This is a genomic window from Nitrosomonas sp. Nm166 (assembly GCF_900112825.1).
In the GTDB taxonomy this organism is placed as follows: domain Bacteria; phylum Pseudomonadota; class Gammaproteobacteria; order Burkholderiales; family Nitrosomonadaceae; genus Nitrosomonas.
This window is the reverse complement of record NZ_FONE01000001.1, coordinates 1-14897: the sequence shown is the minus strand read 5'-3', so window position 1 is coordinate 14897 and position 14897 is coordinate 1. Positions and strand designations below refer to the sequence as shown.

Annotated in this window: 18 protein-coding genes and 2 pseudogenes; 6 read left to right on the top strand and 14 right to left on the bottom strand. The window is 47.4% G+C overall.

The window, feature by feature from the left end; genetic code table 11:
* The first annotated feature begins 100 nt into the window (after nt 1-100).
* A complete protein-coding gene (locus BM021_RS00100; protein ID WP_090717243.1) occupies nt 101-1579 on the top strand; it encodes a DegQ family serine endoprotease in 1479 nt (492 codons plus the stop codon).
* 67 nt (nt 1580-1646) lie between these two features.
* Here the strand turns inward: BM021_RS00100 and BM021_RS00095 are convergent, their stop codons facing one another.
* Complete coding sequence (locus BM021_RS00095) at nt 1647-2243, bottom strand: cytochrome P460 family protein (protein ID WP_090717241.1); 597 nt, start codon at nt 2241-2243, stop codon at nt 1647-1649.
* A 249-nt stretch (nt 2244-2492) separates the two neighbouring features.
* Here BM021_RS00095 and BM021_RS15085 point away from each other — a divergent pair.
* Nucleotides 2493-2700: pseudogene (locus BM021_RS15085) on the top strand (23S rRNA (uracil(1939)-C(5))-methyltransferase); the annotation flags it as partial.
* 146 nt (nt 2701-2846) lie between these two features.
* Here the strand turns inward: BM021_RS15085 and BM021_RS00090 are convergent.
* The 8 genes from BM021_RS00090 to mfd form a co-directional block, all read right to left on the bottom strand.
* A complete protein-coding gene (locus BM021_RS00090; protein ID WP_090717238.1) occupies nt 2847-3380 on the bottom strand; it encodes a hypothetical protein in 534 nt (177 codons plus the stop codon).
* A 178-nt stretch (nt 3381-3558) separates the two neighbouring features.
* On the bottom strand, nt 3559-3918 hold the full coding sequence (locus BM021_RS00085) for a HepT-like ribonuclease domain-containing protein (protein WP_090717235.1): 360 nt from the start codon (nt 3916-3918) through the stop codon (nt 3559-3561).
* Nucleotides 3915-4205 (bottom strand): nucleotidyltransferase family protein, encoded by a 291-nt coding sequence (locus tag BM021_RS00080; RefSeq protein WP_090717233.1) that lies wholly within the window; start codon nt 4203-4205, stop codon nt 3915-3917. Before BM021_RS00080 ends, BM021_RS00085 begins: the two co-directional genes overlap by 4 nt.
* Before the next feature lie 109 nt (nt 4206-4314).
* Nucleotides 4315-4638: a nucleotidyltransferase domain-containing protein gene (locus tag BM021_RS00075; protein WP_090717230.1), complete on the bottom strand. Its 324-nt coding sequence runs from the start codon at nt 4636-4638 to the stop codon at nt 4315-4317.
* Nucleotides 4635-5048 carry a nucleotidyltransferase substrate binding protein gene (locus BM021_RS00070; RefSeq protein WP_090717227.1) on the bottom strand — a complete coding sequence of 138 codons (414 nt, stop codon included), beginning with the start codon at nt 5046-5048 and terminating at the stop codon, nt 4635-4637. The genes BM021_RS00075 and BM021_RS00070 overlap by 4 nt, the downstream gene beginning before the upstream one ends.
* 61 nt (nt 5049-5109) lie before the next feature.
* Nucleotides 5110-5313 carry a YlcI/YnfO family protein gene (locus tag BM021_RS00065; RefSeq protein WP_218147778.1) on the bottom strand — a complete coding sequence of 68 codons (204 nt, stop codon included), beginning with the start codon at nt 5311-5313 and terminating at the stop codon, nt 5110-5112.
* Between the two features lie 316 nt (nt 5314-5629).
* Entirely contained in the window at nt 5630-5863 is a 234-nt protein-coding gene (locus tag BM021_RS00055; protein WP_090717222.1) for an addiction module protein, read from the bottom strand.
* 98 nt (nt 5864-5961) lie between these two features.
* Nucleotides 5962-9426: a transcription-repair coupling factor gene (mfd, locus tag BM021_RS00050; RefSeq protein WP_090717220.1), complete on the bottom strand. Its 3465-nt coding sequence runs from the start codon at nt 9424-9426 to the stop codon at nt 5962-5964.
* Between the two features lie 274 nt (nt 9427-9700).
* On the opposite strand from mfd, the gene BM021_RS00045 reads away from it, so the two are divergent.
* From BM021_RS00045 to BM021_RS00040, 3 genes are all read left to right on the top strand, one after another.
* A complete protein-coding gene (locus BM021_RS00045) occupies nt 9701-10522 on the top strand; it encodes a TRAP transporter TatT component family protein (protein ID WP_256207688.1) in 822 nt (273 codons plus the stop codon).
* 72 nt (nt 10523-10594) lie between these two features.
* Entirely contained in the window at nt 10595-10720 is a 126-nt protein-coding gene (locus BM021_RS15870) for a hypothetical protein (protein ID WP_256207687.1), read from the top strand.
* Nucleotides 10721-10755: 35 nt separating this feature from the next.
* A complete protein-coding gene (locus BM021_RS00040; RefSeq protein WP_090717215.1) occupies nt 10756-11355 on the top strand; it encodes a histidine phosphatase family protein in 600 nt (199 codons plus the stop codon).
* 87 nt (nt 11356-11442) lie between these two features.
* On the opposite strand, the gene BM021_RS00035 is transcribed toward BM021_RS00040, so the two are convergent.
* The 4 genes from BM021_RS00035 to BM021_RS00020 form a co-directional block, all read right to left on the bottom strand.
* Nucleotides 11443-11796 carry a hypothetical protein gene (locus tag BM021_RS00035; RefSeq protein ID WP_177186258.1) on the bottom strand — a complete coding sequence of 118 codons (354 nt, stop codon included), beginning with the start codon at nt 11794-11796 and terminating at the stop codon, nt 11443-11445.
* Nucleotides 11786-12667 carry a TniB family NTP-binding protein gene (locus BM021_RS00030; protein ID WP_090717210.1) on the bottom strand — a complete coding sequence of 294 codons (882 nt, stop codon included), beginning with the start codon at nt 12665-12667 and terminating at the stop codon, nt 11786-11788. Before BM021_RS00030 ends, BM021_RS00035 begins: the two co-directional genes overlap by 11 nt.
* Nucleotides 12664-12849 carry a hypothetical protein gene (locus BM021_RS00025; protein WP_090717207.1) on the bottom strand — a complete coding sequence of 62 codons (186 nt, stop codon included), beginning with the start codon at nt 12847-12849 and terminating at the stop codon, nt 12664-12666. The genes BM021_RS00030 and BM021_RS00025 overlap by 4 nt, the downstream gene beginning before the upstream one ends.
* A gap of 76 nt (nt 12850-12925) precedes the next feature.
* Entirely contained in the window at nt 12926-13153 is a 228-nt protein-coding gene (locus BM021_RS00020) for a helix-turn-helix domain-containing protein (RefSeq protein ID WP_090717205.1), read from the bottom strand.
* 165 nt (nt 13154-13318) lie between these two features.
* On the opposite strand from BM021_RS00020, the gene BM021_RS00015 reads away from it, so the two are divergent.
* Nucleotides 13319-14125: a S24 family peptidase gene (locus tag BM021_RS00015; RefSeq protein WP_090717202.1), complete on the top strand. Its 807-nt coding sequence runs from the start codon at nt 13319-13321 to the stop codon at nt 14123-14125.
* A gap of 278 nt (nt 14126-14403) precedes the next feature.
* Here the strand turns inward: BM021_RS00015 and BM021_RS00010 are convergent.
* A pseudogene (locus tag BM021_RS00010) lies at nt 14404-14809 on the bottom strand (IS5/IS1182 family transposase); the annotation flags it as partial.
* Nucleotides 14810-14897: the final 88 nt, after the last annotated feature.

Here is a 14897-nt window from a genome sequence, read left to right as displayed (position 1 = left end):
TTAGCATTTTTACTTGTAATTGTCACCAGAAATCCCCAACAATAACCCTTGTAACGTGTTAATGACTGCGATCGTTTTTTGTCAATCAGAGGAGCGGATCATGTTTAGATATCGTAATTTCTTTATGCTGTTGATGTTATGGATGTTGATACCGGCGGATTTATTCGCGCAGGGAAAGGGGATCGAAAGCCTGCGGCAAACCAGTAAGGCCTTTGCGGAAGTGGCGCGTAAAGTTTCGCCGTCAGTCGTGCTGATTCAGGTCGAAGGAGAAAGTAAAGCCGCCAAACCAGCGCCATTTGGTTTTCCTTTCGGAGAAGGGGATCGATGGCCGTTTGGGGATGAGCTGTTTAAACGTTTTTTTGGTGAAAAGTTTCCCGATATTCCAGGATTTAATGCGCCAGGCGAACAGCGGCACCCCATGATTGGGCAGGGATCAGGTTTTGTTTTCTCCTATAAGGATGGCTTAATGGATAACAAGACCTATATTCTTACTAATAATCATGTAGTGGAAGAGGCTGGTAAAATCAGTGTCAAATTCCTCGATGGGCGTGAGTTTGAGGCAAAAATCAAAGGTACTGACCCCAAGTCGGATATTGCAGTAATCGAAATCGATGCGAAGGAGGTGCCTACTGTGCCATTGGGGGATTATGATCAGCTTGAAGTCGGTGAATGGGTGGTGGCAATTGGCAATCCTTTCGGTTTGAGCCATACGTTGACGGTTGGTGTGGTGAGCGCCAAGGGAAGAACTTCACTGGGAATTAACGATTATGAGGATTTTATCCAGACCGATGCAGCCATCAACCCGGGTAATTCTGGAGGGCCGCTGGTCAATCTGGACGGTGAAGTGATCGGAATGAATACGGCCATTTTTAGCCGCAGTGGCGGTTATATGGGCATAGGTTTTGCCATACCGATCAATTTGGTAGAGCGTATTGCTACTCAGTTGATCGAAAGCGGCGAAGTGGTGCGCGGTTATTTAGGCATCGTCATCCAGCAACTAACGCCTGATCTTGCGAAATCTTTCGATCTGAAAAATGAGCAGGGCATTCTGATCGCACAGGTAACCAAAAACTCCCCTGCCGCCAAGGCTGGCCTCAAGGTGGGTGATGTGATCGTGAACTATCAAGGGCGGCCAGTGAGGGAAATCGGTGATTTTCGTAATCAGGTGGCGCTTGCTCAACCGGGTAGTGAGGTCAAGTTCGATATCATCCGTGATGGCAAGGCGCGCACCGTCTCAGTAAAGGTTGAAAAACTCAGTGATGGCAAGCTTGCTGCGCAAGGACCGACGGAGCACACGGAGAAACTTGGGTTAACCGTGCAGACCATTACTGCTGATCTGGCCAAGCAATTTGATGTGAAGGCAGGTGAAGGCGTGCTCGTCACCGATGTAGCAGCCGGTTCAGTGGCTGCCATGGCTGGCATCAGCCGGGGTGCGGTGATTCTGGAAGTAAATCGCAAACCGGTTAACACTTCCGATGATTTCAAACAGGCGGTTAAAAAGCTTTCCAAGAATAAACAAGTTCTGTTGTTGATTCGGGAAAACGAGGCGTCACGGTATATCGTATTGAGCTGGCGCTGATCGGATCTGGCTGAATATCCCTCTCAATGTTGCTGAGAGGGATATGTGAGCCGTTTATTGACGGTTATTATCGATTTCGCGTTGTTAGCGTAGGATACTCGTTTACATAGATCCAATCATTTTCCTTTGCGGGCATATGACAATTGATGCAATCCGCCTGGTAGTTTGTTGAAACATTTTTATTGGTATGATCAGTTTTTATTAAAGCCCAACCCCAGCCATCTCCCCAGTTGAGATTTCCTGGGAAGCGGCCCTTCGTATCTTTAATCATCACAAACCACTGTTTAATTTCACCAGTCGCAAAACTAATATTCTTACCGGTCGTATAATCGCCGCTTTTCTCAGCCCGCACTTCTTTGACAATCGTGGCGCCGTCCGGAAATTTTCCGTGTTTCCGATAGTAAAGAACACTCGTTGCCTCGGTATAAACATCATGAAAACCCCTGCCATCACCTTCGGGTGCGAACCAGGATCCCAAATGCGCCATGGTAATTCTGAAGTCAGCAGGCAGGCTGATGTTGCCCGCCTTATCAACATAAGGCGAAAAACCGGGTTCATTACTCGCCGTGTTTGCTGTCTGAGAGTGAGTGGATAGTACCAATGCAGTCAGAAAGCTCAAACTTGCTGAAAGGATATGGTTGTTGCTAAGTGCCGGGGTATTCATAGTTTTGATGCTCCAATTGTTGAATAAAGCAGTTTTTACTGTACGGTGGAAAATGGGTATATCAATTCAATTGTACTTGCTCAATTTCTGAATCAATTCTTTGATGCTAAGGGATGGGTTACCTGGTATTTAATGTACGGATTGATTCGGAATGAGTGAGTTTCTGAACAATTATCCGGGCGTTTGGCATCACTCCAACGTTCCATACATTTAATCCCACAGAAATGACGAGTCGTGTGGGCGCGTGCAGGGGCTTTGGCTGTAGCGCAGGTGCTCGCTAAAGAGCCACCCCGGCGCCTGGTTTATGTTTCGTGTAATCCTGCAACTTTGACGCGTGACGCCGCTGTACTGGTGCATAAAGGCGGTTGGCAATCTGCGTGCTGCGGGTGTGGTCAACATATTTCCGCACACGGCGCATGTGGAATCAATGGCGGTGTTTGAGCCTTCAGTTTTATGATGTGCTTGATCTCATAACGGAATGATTGGAGATTAATCATTCATCGCTCGACTATGAATATTGTTCCGGAAATTCTAGCGATTGGGAGTGTTGTAATGTAAGCCCAACTCTCTTCTGCTTGATTTTGTTGCCATAAGGCATAGCGGTTAGGTGCCACTTTTCATTACCATTGACAGCATGTCGTTGAAGTATGCAACTTTCCCTTTAGGAACAAACGTCTTCGCGGCAGATTCAAGATAGTCTAATTGTTCCTTTGGCAAGATGAATATCTCTTGGTTGGTGAGCATCATCCAACTCCGGAAGATCTGAAATAACGGCGGTAACTCACCTGTCAATTCCCAGTACTTTGAACACGCGTCCAGCGCCATGAACTCCGTCGAATCCGGGTTGAATTCAAGCATTGCCGAGTGATCGCGATCTGCGTGCTTGAAGAAGTTCTGGGCTTCGGTCAGCTTATCGCGAAGCAGCTTGTGGTGCTCTGGTTTGACGTTCTGAAAGATGGACTCATGGAGCGTTGGATCTCCACCGCGCCTCTTGTTGAGATCGCGGATCACACCGAAGGCGGCTGCCACGAGCGTATGCATCGCCACGGGGTCGCCGCTATTGAAGTACAGCCGTATAAATACCTCAAGCTGTCGCTTTGCGGCGTCCAACTTAGAAACTGTCAGAGACTTGTCCAAAATGGGGCCTACCTAAAACTAGATGTCCGAAATGACACAATTTAATACGTCAGAAATGAAATCCAACACGAAAATCTGCATACTATCTCTTTATAAGTTATGAGAATGTGTCAATTTAGCTTTCACTATAACAAGCTATTAAGAACCACAAATAAAAAAGGGATCAGATCCATTCTTTCTAACCATTTCCGCGACCCGATTTACCTATTTCCCCGGTCAGCATGGCCTGAACAGAGCTTTCAAGTGGCTGTAGGTACTTTTCGATCACCGTCATGACCGTTAAAGCATCGATATCCCCCAAATAGTTGTGCACAAGGATGTTGCGAAAGTCGCTGATTTCGCGCCAGGGAATCGCCGGAAAAGCCACTTTCTTGTCGTCGGGAAGTAATTGGGTTGCTTCGGAAAGCGTTTGCAGATTGCGCAACGCAGCGTCGTAGAGCACTTCATCCCGAGTGAGATCGCCGCGCGCTTGAATGCGCCGAATCTTGGCGATGGCATCCAAAATATGCAGCGCATAAGGCTGCCATGGCTTACTCATAATTCCACGGCCTCCCGCATCACGTGTTCGCGCAGATGGCGATTCAGTTCGTGTTCTGGCACTACTTCGACCTTGCGCAGCAGCAACTCGGACAGTTTCTCGGTCAACGGCAGGCGCTGGGCGAACAGATCGTAACCACGCGGAAAATCGACCAGTAAATCCACGTCGCTATCTGGACGTTCCTTTCGTCGGGCTACGGAACCGAATACCCGTATGCGCCGGGCACCAAATTGCGCGCCTAATGCTTCGATGATCGCTTTCTTTTGCCTGATTTCGTCTAACAACATAATGAATTCTCCTGACCGACAAGGTAAGTAATCCGATGATCATGAGGCGATTTTTTCATAAAACTTCCTTATTGTGGTAATAACTTATAACCTGCTCACAATGAACCACTTACTTTCTAGCTTTGTGATAAATAGCAACGCCAACCCGATTGATATGCGCGATCAGGTCGGTATTTTCAAGCTGGCGGTATTGCGATAAATCGACGGTATAAGGCAACATCAGATCATCAATCTGATCTTCGATTTGCATGAATTCGGCGAATGAAATTTCGTCGCCTTTGATGGTCAGATCAATATCGGAGCCTGCACGGTAATTCCCTTTAGCGCGTGAACCGTAAATCAGCACCGAATCGATGGCATCGTGCTGCGCAAATACACTGTTGAGCTTTTCCAATGTGGTGGACGGCAAACCAAAGGGGCGCCCCTCAATCATGGCAGGTATTTTTCCATTTCTGTTTTCAACGCGATAAACAACGGATAATAATTGTGGATAATCGCGTCTACCAGTTGCTCGGCCGTGCGTTCATCGTAGGGCTGCGATGAGATATTGCGGCTCTGAATCATAGCCATCCACTGTTCGCCATCATGGATGAGATCAACCTTAAATGCTTCACGAGTCGTATCTTTAGAACCTTTGATATTTTGATTGCCCTGATCCTGCAAAAAATCTTTCAACATATTCCAGGCTAATTCATGCGTGAATTCAAACGCCTGAATAACTCCCTGCTTTTCCAATGGACTGAGTGTGCGCTGTTTGCTGAGATCAACAGCATTTTGCAGTTGCAGCAAAGCTTTTTTGTAATTGGAAAAACGCTGCTGCCAGCGGATATCAAGATCGTTCATTTGGATTTTACTTTAGTAAATTCTTCTATGGACTGTTAATGTTGGCGAAGTAGGTCATGCTTTACAGTTTCCCACTCCAGAATTGGATCCGCTGGATCATGCAAGACTTCCACAGCACAGGAAATGAAATGTCTTCAAAATCGTCGAGGTAATATTCAACAGCTTGTCTGATCACATCGGCACGCGTCCGATGCAGTTTAGCGGCAGCTTCATCCAGTGCTGCGACCAATTCATCCGGTAGTCTTGCAGATATTATTTGACTCATTTCAGATTTTCTACCCAAGTTTATAATGCCAATTCAACGAACCTTCGGCCATTGACCGGGATTGCGAGCGTCGTGTAATACAGCTAAAACATAAACTAGGTCCTGGCGCACGACATAAAATAAGCCATAGGGAAAGCGAGGAAGGAGCGCACGATGCACTTTGGGAATTTGCTTCTGCATAAAAGCAGCGGTGCTTGTTCCAGGCGTTTAAGTTGTAACGCGATGGCAGCAACAAACTCTTCGCCAAGACCAGGACTCTGCATTTCATACCACGTTCGCGCTTCTCCTATTTCACGCAATGCCCGTGCAGAAAATTTCAGACGGAACGCCATGAATCATCATTCAAATGTGATTTCACTTGTTCCCACGAAAACCCGGCTTCCGGGTTTTCTTCAAATTCTGCCAAGCGGGCTTCAAGTTCGGCTTTTAGTTCGGGTGATATTTCAACGGCTTCTGGCACTGCCGCGACACTATCCCAAATGAGCTCAACGAGACGAATTCGTTCTTGTACCGGTAGTTTAAGAATGTCGGCAATTGAAATATTTTTCATGGCAAATATTGTACGCTAAAAACATGTCACTACTGCAAGCAATTGTTTAGATGAAAATTATTCCACTGTTTATCTGACAGAAAAGAAGGAACAATGTTTTAATGGGTAGTACTCAATTTCTGAATCAACTCCTTAATCCGCATGACACGCTTGCTGACATCCGCAATCTGGACTTGAACTTTTAGACGGTCCGGCCCGGAGAGCGAGTATTCACGACTGCTTTGTATCAGTTTGATAATTTCTGCCGGATTGATCGGTGGATTAGGGATGAACTGGATCTGGATACTTTCAGCGCTGGCGTCAATACGGATGATGCCGAGCGGCTTGGCGGCGATGCGTAAGCGATGGCAATCGAGTAATGCGCGGGCTGGGTTGGGCAACAGGCCGAAGCGGTCTATCAGTTCGCGCTGCATGTCGTCGAGCTGCTCGTCATCACTGCAATTAGCCATGCGCTTGTACAGCACCAGCCGTTCGTGAATGTCATGGCAGTAATCATCTGGTAGTAGTGCCGGAACATGGAGGTTGATTTCCGTGGCAACGCCTAATGGGTGCTGCATATCTGGTTCGCGGCCTTGTTTGAGTGACTGGATGGCAGTATCCAACATAGTGCTGTACAAGCTGAAGCCGATTTCCTGCATTTCTCCACTCTGCGATTCGCTCAGCACCGCGCCAGCGCCGCGGATTTCCAGGTCGTGCATGGCCAGGTAAAACCCGGAACCGAGTTCTTCCATCGCTTGAATCGCTTCCAGGCGTTTTTTGGCTTGTGCACCGAGTGCCTCTTGGGAAGGAATCAGCAGATAAGCGTAAGCCTGGTGATGTGAACGGCCTACCCGGCCGCGCAACTGGTGTAACTGTGCCAGACCGAATTTATGCGCGTTGTTGATGATGATGGTGTTGGCACTCGGAATATCGATGCCGGTTTCAATGATGGTGGTGCATAGCAGGATATTGAAGCGCTGCTGGTAAAAATCGCGCATGACATGTTCCAGTTCGCGTTCCGGCATTTGCCCGTGGGCGATATTGATGCGCGCTTCCGGTAGCAGACCGGCGAGTTTTTCGTACATTAGTTGAATCGTGCTGACTTCATTATGCAGAAAATAGATTTGCCCGCCGCGCTTCAGTTCGCGCAAACACGCTTCACGGATGATACCCATTGAAAAACCGCTGACAAAGGTGCGGATGGCCAGGCGGCGTTGCGGTGCGGTGGCGATGATCGAGAAATCGCGCAAACCTTCCAGCGACATCGCCAAGGTGCGCGGAATCGGTGTGGCGGTGAGTGTCAAAACATCCACTTCAGCGCGCAATTTTTTGAGCTGTTCCTTTTGCCGTACGCCAAAGCGGTGCTCTTCGTCGATAATCACCAAGCCCAGATTCTTGAATTGCACATCTTTCTGAATCAGTTTGTGGGTGCCGATGATGATGTCGATTTCCCCTTTGGCGAGACCAGCTAATGCCTGGGTTTGTTCCTTGGCGGAACGAAAGCGTGACAATTCAGCGATTTTGACCGGCCATTGGTCGGCAATCAGGCCAAAACGGTCGGAAAAATTCTGGAAATGCTGTTCAGCCAGCAGCGTAGTGGGAACCAGAACCGCTACTTGTTTACCGTCAGCCACGGCAATGAATGCAGCGCGCAGGGCCACTTCGGTTTTGCCAAATCCGACATCGCCGCAGATCAGACGATCCATCGGCTTTCCGGAAGTCAAATCTTCAATCACTGCCTTGATCGCTGCTGCTTGATCGGCGGTTTCCTCAAAACCGAATCCTTCGGCAAACGCCTCATAATCATGCTGCTGCAGCGTGAACTTGTGACCTTCCCGGGCGGCGCGCTGGGCATACAGATTCAGCAACTCCGCCGCCGTGTCGCGTACTTGCTGCATGGCTTTGCGCTTGGCTTTATCCCATTGGCTGCTGCCCAGTTTATGCAACGGCGCGGATTCGGGTGCCGCGCCGCTGTAGCGCCCGATCAGATGCAACTGTGAAACGGGTACATAAAGCTTGTCGCTGCCTTCGTATTCCAGTGACAGGAATTCGCTCAGCTCGCCGGGTTCGCCTTCGCCCACATTCATGCTGACCAGACCCAGATAACGGCCGATGCCGTGCTGCTCATGCACCACCGGATCGCCTGGTTTGATTTCCGACAGGTCACGCAGAATGTTATCGGTCGAAGTAGATTTGCGCGATTCCCGCTCACGCCGCCCATGTACATGCGTCGAATACAGCTCGCTTTCGGTGACAAAAGCAAGTTGTTCCTGTTGCAGAATAAAACCGCTGTGCAGCGGTGCGACACTCAGCATAAAAGGTTGAGCGCTGTTCAGAAATTGTGCGTAATCCTGGCAGTTATCAGGGTGCAGGTCATATTGATTCAGGTATTCCGCAATCAATTCGCGCCGCCCGATACTTTCGGCTAGCAGCAGAACGCGCCCACCCGATTGCGTGAAACGAGTAGTGAATGTAGCAAGTTTTTCCAGCGGATTTTCCGCGTGCCGGTTAACCTGGACGGATGGCAACGGATGGGTCGATTTCTTGGCAACCACCTTGTGATCCTGTCCATTCGACAGGATTTCAATGCGTGCATACGGTTTTAGCTTGCCGAAAAAAATATCGCTGGATAAAAATAACTCGTGCGGCGGTAATAAAGGCCGCTCAATATCAGCACGTAGCAGTTGATAGCGCGATTGGGTATCGCGCCAGAATTCGTCGATAACGGGACGGATATCCCGATGCAGACAGAGCAATGTGTTTTCCGGCAGATAATCAAACAAAGTGGCCGTCTGCTCAAAAAAAAGTGGCAGGTAATATTCGATGCCGGCAGGTGGCACGCCTTTGCTGATATCTTTGTAGATCTGCTTTTTGGAAGGATCGCCTTCAAATTTTTCGCGGAAATTACCCCGGAAGCAGGTACGCCCGGCTTCGTCCATTGGAAATTCGCGTGCGGGCAGCAGGCGAATTTCTTTGACCGGATAAATGCTGCGCTGCGTATCGACATCGAAAGTGCGGATGGTATCGATTTCGTTATCCATCAAGTCGATACGATAAGGCAGCGGACTGCCCATCGGAAACAGATCAATCAAACCGCCGCGTACACTGTATTCGCCAGGCGAGAAAACCTGCGTAACATGCGAGTAACCGGCAAAAGTCAGTTGGCTGCGCAGTCCCGCCAGATCCAGCTCTTCGCCCTGCTTAAGGAAGAAAGTATGCGCGGCGAGATATGTGCGGGGTAGCATGCGGTAAAGCGCTGTGGTCAAGGGCGTAATCAGTACATCACAGGCACCGTTCATCACTTGATACAATGTCGCGAGCCGTTCTGACACGAGATCCTGGTGTGGCGAGAAAGTATCGTAAGGCAGCGTTTCCCAGTCTGGTAATAAATATGCTTTTAATTCAGGCGCGAAGTAAGCGATTTCTTCCAATAATCGCTGCGCATCCAGTGCATTGGCGGTAATGATGGTGATCGGTTTTGTCTGCTGAGCAAGTTGTGCGAGAAACAGCGAGTCGCTGGAGCCGTCGAAATCTGCGTAGCGTAACAAAGTGCCGGGAGTGGGTAGAGTGAGCTGTTGTTGCATTTTTAAGCGTGCCCGTCTGTAGCGCTAAGAATGATCTGCTGCAAGACCGACTTTAAATCAAAATCTACATATTATATGCCAGTTTTAAGTCATCTTCTGTTTTGCATCGGTTTATCGATGGTTGACTGCCTATAACAGCATGAATTTCAGCTTTGTTCATGATTCATGATTTGAGTGGGTATTGAGTAACATACCTTAAGCACAAGCATCTTGAAGCAGGCTGCATTTGTCGTACAATATAAAATGTTGTCCAATGGATTTACCAAATATTTTCATGAGATTGAACATACGGCAGTTGAGAAAAGGATTGATGCTGTTTACGTACCAGTTGATTACTGTTACTTACCTGGCAATACCGGTTTTTGCGTCAAGTGCCTCTGCAACTTTATTGACGCCGGAAAATAAACAGAGAATTGAACTGGCGGTATGGAAGTATGCAGTTGATGCACCGCTGCTGCTGGAGACAATTAATTGGTTTCGGGATGTTACGCAGAATTCCCGGGAATCAGCCGCTATCGCGCAGCTTTCCCGTTTGCAATTTATGCAAGCTCAACTTGAGACTGATAAAGACCGCCGCCTTCAATTATTTGAAAATTGTGTGGCAACCGCTGATCGGGCACTTGCGCTGAATGCGGATAATGTGGCTGGTCTTTTCTGGAAAGTGGCCGCAATGGGAAAAATGGCTGAAGAGAGCGGCATACTCAATGCGCTCAAAATGCTTCGGCCGATGGAGAAGATGCTATTGCAAGTGGTTGCGCTGGATGAAAAATACGAAAATGCCGGTGGACATAGGGCACTGGGCCGCATGTATCACCAGCTGCCGGGATTTCCTCTCAGTTTTGGTAGTAATCAAAAAGCGCTGAAGCACCTGATGCGGGCGCATGAACTCTTTCCCAGAGACGTTATTACGCGTGTTTTTTATGCTGAAGTGCTGTATGACGTGGGTAAGATAGAAGAAGCGCGCAAGCATGCGGATTTTGTATTAACAGCACCGATTGCCGATGAAGATGCGTTGGAATATGCTGAGTATGTCAATATTGCGCTGAACATCGTTAGAAAAACTGGCGGATCAGGAATTAAATTAGGAAATTTCTAACTTTGCATATTCAAAACTGAAAACTGCTTATTTTTGATTCCTAGGGAAACGCTGATTAATTCGGAGAACGTGATGAAGCGCGAGGCGCACGGAACGCAGCAACCGAGACATATCAATCAGATAGACGAGGAAGCGAGTACCGCGCAACGAAGCGATTCGCCCGTGCAGTCAATTAATCAGCGTTTCCCTAGCAGATAAACTACCGTATCAAATAATTATCCTGCTGAAGTTTTATGACAGATACTGTGATTGATCTAATTCGCCATGGCGAACCTGTGGGCGGGCTCCGTTATCGTGGGCATGGCATCGATGATCCGCTTTCCGAAAAAGGGTGGTCGCAAATGTGGGGTGCCATTGGTGATTACAAGGCTTGGCAATATATCATTACTTCTCCGTTACAACGCTGCCAGATGTTTGCGCATGCATTGGGAGAACGCCACGGCATAAATGTCATCGTTGAGCCACGCTTTAAAGAAGTGGGATTTGGGATATGGGAAGGACTCAGCCACGACGAGGTTAGAATTAATCGTGCTAGCGAATATCAATCTTTCCTGAACGATCCGGTTAATCAACGGCCGCATGGTGCCGAGCCACTCGGTGATTTTATGCAGCGGATCAGCTCAGCCTATGAAGAAACCATCCAGCGTTATCAAAGCAACCATTTTTTGATTGTTGCGCATGCAGGGGTTATCCGCGCGCTGATTGCAAGAACAGTCCATGCATCTCCGGCCGGCCTGTATCGAATCAAAATCAGCAATGGCGGAATTACTCGTATTCGTCATACAGAAGCTGGAGCGTTGCTGGAATTGCTGAATGGGAAGCTGTCGGGTTGATAGACAATGATCATAGCGACGCAAAAGTTTCAATCCTCGCCCGGCAGTATGGCCGGCGCTACAGCAAGAAATCTCTTGTTGCATGGGTTATGAGGCATCTTTTATCTCCCGGCAATCGAAAATAAAGGTTCCGTCAGATGTACTTGGCTTGCCAACCTCTCTATCCGGAAAACTCCTGAGAGAATCCTCTTCTTGCAAAGCAGAGAGTTTTGCACCTAGCGTAAGCAATGCCAACCCAAGATCCTGTGCTTCTTGTCCCAATAATGTCAGCCTTAAAGCTGGACCATTTGACTTCTGCAGAGTGAGTAATATGCATCCAATATCAATGTCGCGAAATTCTCCGACTTCTACTTCCAGCATTGAGTTATCAGATTTACTATGTTTGGTGCCCAAGATCCGACGAAAATAGCTTTTATTGATTGAGTGCGCTTTATCCATCATCCCTTCCTTGGCGCTTTGCCAGAGTTGATCGACGGTTTTTCCAAGTAGCAAGGTCGACGATTTTCCAACCCATGCCGAGAGATTCTCCCTGGATGGTTTCCAGGTTGGTACAAATGCGGCGCACGTTGCCTCTGGTTTTTTCTACCAGACGTTCCAGCAGATCATCCGCCACAGATACGGCAAGCACTGCCGGTTCTGCCGGGTACCAGTTCAGAATGCGCCCGTGGAAATGCGCCCAAACCTCAAGTTCTTGCGGAAAATTTTCTTCACTAATGATGAGGATGACAGCATGATTTTCTTCGTAAAAGCTTCCGATTGCTTTGACTAAGTTTTTATCCACCACGTAGTCGAATTCATCAGTGACTAATGGCCGTCCTGATTGTTCAAGCTGTGCTTTGGCAGCTTGTTGGGACATGTCATAGGCTTTGGTGATGGCCTGTAGTTCCCCTATTACTCTCTTGAGCCATTTTATTTCCTTAGTTGCCTCATCCCGGATACGCTCAAGATGCCCAAGCTTTGCATCAAGCGCTTCTTTACCGAAAACCATTTTTGCTGCAATTTTTCTGGCATAAAATTTACCTAATGCGCTTGAGCCAGCCGCTAGGTCAAATGCAATGGCAACATCGAGTGGTGGTATAGAATCACTTCTTGATTCAGAAGTAAAATTATTGAAATGACTTAATTTAACCTTACGACCTAAAAGCCTGTTGATGCTTGCAACCACCCTATAACGATCACGAATTTTCAGCGCATCTGACATGACATGTGCGATCTTAGCGCGACAAGGCAATCCACCTGTTACCACGATGGGCTTTGGCGGCAGATCGTCAAATATGTCTATAGTTAAATTGTCACTTTTGTGCTTCATCATGCAATATTGCGTATGTCAACATGATTGACATTGATATTTTTACTAGTAGGGTTAAACTTGCTCTTAGGGAAAGGCTGATTAATTGACTGCACGGGCGAATCGCTTCGTTGCGCGGTACTCGCTTCCTCGTCTATCTGATTGATATGTCTCGGCTGCTGTGTTCCTTGCGCCTCGCGCTTCATCACGTTCGTCGAATTAATCAGCGTTTCCTTAGCTTTTCAGCGTCCGAGTCCACGTTCACCATGCCCTGATTTCGGGCTACCGGCTGCGTGGTAGCGGCTGGCCAGTTTGTTTGAGGCTTACGCCCAAGTACTCTGCAATTAATCTTTCATACTTAGGCGATGGACAATAAAGAGTACAGCTTAGTGCACTACGTGACCAATCAAACAAGGGAGACAATTTTTGCAGGTTAATTTCTTTTCTGCACGCAGCGGCGATGATGTCGGCATGATGCCAGTCTTTTTTTGAAGCTGGTTTTTTTAACATGTTTAACGTAGCTTGTTTATTGATATAACGAAACTATACGCCCAAGCTACCGAGAACGTCAAGAGCCCGAGATAAAATATCCTTAAAATTTTATGGAATTAGATATATGCATCTGATTAAAATAATATTTAATAAACAATGGTACTGGCAGAGTGCCCGAGATAAATGTCTGAGATGATTGAAATAAGCTCGGGTGAAAATTTCTGGTTTTCTGCAGTAGAGTTAGCGCGACTAGGTGGCGCTCGTGTTATTGATTTTCCAAGACATGAAAAAAGTGCTCGCGCAAAAGCTAAAAGACTAGGATGGAAACAAAGAGAAGTACCATGTAAAGGTGGGAAACATGGGTACAAAGCCGAGTTTAGTCCACCAAAAGATATACTCGGTAATATTCAAGAATTTCTAACTCAGAATCCTGATTTCTTTATAAAAAGTAAGCCTGAACCTTCTTCAAAACCTTATCCAGTCAGTAGAGCAAAGCCCTTAATTACGGGCAGAGAGCAACACAACGGCCTAACAGTTCAAGATCATTCCATCGCTGATATGAGGGTAAATGATTTCATTCCTATGCCGAAATATACCCTTAAAACCCAATCAGATAACCATAGACAGATGATTCGATCTGATCAGGTTGTAGATTATTTGGCTTTTAAAAAGGATTGGGTAGAAATGTCGTTTAATATTCATAACAATAGCCTGGCACTTATCACAGTGAAGGGCGATAGCATGGAACCTACGTTAAAAAGTGGTGACCTTATTTTGATTGAGTTGATACAGAGCCGTATTGAAGATAATTCCTTATATGTGTTGCAGCTTGATAATGACCTGGTGGTTAAAAGAATTCAACGCAAAATCAATGGCTCTCTATTAGTTAAATCTGATAATCCTAAATATGAGCCTGAAGAAGTAGATGCGCGGGCAGCAAAGAAATTGCATGTAATTGGCAAGGTTGTGTGGTTTGGACGCAGAATCTGATTTTTTTAAAGGTTATGTCACAATAAGTAATTGTTTCCCAACCCAAAGCGGCGGATAAAAACAATCGCGGTGATAGGGTCAGCAGTTGTTCTTTTTGAGAAGGCATCAACTTCTCAAGCTCTCTCCTCAATTTTTGGAATTCCTCAGGTTCTTTATCGGTTATCTTATCTAGTCGTCCCTGCAAAATTCACGCGGCTATGTCAATATAAAGTCTTTTTGCGTAAAAGCTGCTGATCAGCTGAAGCAACGCAAAGTGCAATAAAGCATTCTTGAGATCCACGGCGTATTGCTCTCATCAGCCAGCGCAGGTTGTAGCGCTGGCGCACATAACACCGCGTGCATGCATCGCCCAACTGGCCCTGTAACCAGCAGCGATCCATTCGGTGATCCGATTTCAGATGCCCGATTGCAGGTTCTACGGCTTGCCGACGCTTGAGCCAGCGGCGCTGCGGTTTCGTCAGCGACTTGTACTTGCCGCGATGGATGATTTCCACTGCCGGATTATCAGCATCCACGCCCCGAAAGCCGAGATCGGCAATGACTTGCTTTGGCCGTTGATCCGGTGTCTTCGAGTAGCATGCGGGTTTGTTCGAGCTGCTTGTGAAGAATGTGGCCGTCATAGGGATTGCCGGGCAAGGCTCTGGCACCGGCTATCAGGCCGCTTTTGTGTGTAACGGCGATGCTGGTGCCCCAAACCTATGCGCCCGCTATGCCAGGCAATGATCACACAGGAATATGTCTATGCTTACGCTGCAGTATCTGTTGCTGATGG

Excerpts from the sequence above, each read along its gene's own strand:
- BM021_RS00085 (WP_090717235.1), bottom strand. The coding sequence starts at position 3,918 with ATGAGTAAGCCATGGCAGCCTTATGCGCTGCATATTTTGGATGCCATC.
- BM021_RS00055 (WP_090717222.1), bottom strand. The coding sequence starts at position 5,863 with ATGAAAAATATTTCAATTGCCGACATTCTTAAACTACCGGTACAAGAA.
- BM021_RS00080 (WP_090717233.1), bottom strand. The coding sequence starts at position 4,205 with ATGTTGTTAGACGAAATCAGGCAAAAGAAAGCGATCATCGAAGCATTA.
- BM021_RS00065 (WP_218147778.1), bottom strand. The coding sequence starts at position 5,313 with ATGAGTCAAATAATATCTGCAAGACTACCGGATGAATTGGTCGCAGCA.
- BM021_RS00025 (WP_090717207.1), bottom strand. The coding sequence starts at position 12,849 with ATGAAGCGCGAGGCGCAAGGAACACAGCAGCCGAGACATATCAATCAG.
- BM021_RS15870 (WP_256207687.1), top strand. The coding sequence starts at position 10,595 with ATGAAGCGCGAGGCGCACGGAACGCAGCAACCGAGACATATCAATCAG.
- BM021_RS00015 (WP_090717202.1), top strand. The coding sequence starts at position 13,319 with ATGTCTGAGATGATTGAAATAAGCTCGGGTGAAAATTTCTGGTTTTCT.
- BM021_RS00095 (WP_090717241.1), bottom strand. The coding sequence starts at position 2,243 with ATGAATACCCCGGCACTTAGCAACAACCATATCCTTTCAGCAAGTTTG.
- BM021_RS00075 (WP_090717230.1), bottom strand. The coding sequence starts at position 4,638 with ATGATTGAGGGGCGCCCCTTTGGTTTGCCGTCCACCACATTGGAAAAG.
- BM021_RS00020 (WP_090717205.1), bottom strand. The coding sequence starts at position 13,153 with ATGTTAAAAAAACCAGCTTCAAAAAAAGACTGGCATCATGCCGACATC.
- BM021_RS00100 (WP_090717243.1), top strand. The coding sequence starts at position 101 with ATGTTTAGATATCGTAATTTCTTTATGCTGTTGATGTTATGGATGTTG.
- BM021_RS00040 (WP_090717215.1), top strand. The coding sequence starts at position 10,756 with ATGACAGATACTGTGATTGATCTAATTCGCCATGGCGAACCTGTGGGC.
- BM021_RS00045 (WP_256207688.1), top strand. The coding sequence starts at position 9,701 with ATGAGATTGAACATACGGCAGTTGAGAAAAGGATTGATGCTGTTTACG.
- BM021_RS00035 (WP_177186258.1), bottom strand. The coding sequence starts at position 11,796 with ATGATGGATAAAGCGCACTCAATCAATAAAAGCTATTTTCGTCGGATC.
- BM021_RS00030 (WP_090717210.1), bottom strand. The coding sequence starts at position 12,667 with ATGATGAAGCACAAAAGTGACAATTTAACTATAGACATATTTGACGAT.
- BM021_RS00070 (WP_090717227.1), bottom strand. The coding sequence starts at position 5,048 with ATGAACGATCTTGATATCCGCTGGCAGCAGCGTTTTTCCAATTACAAA.
- mfd (WP_090717220.1), bottom strand. The coding sequence starts at position 9,426 with ATGCAACAACAGCTCACTCTACCCACTCCCGGCACTTTGTTACGCTAC.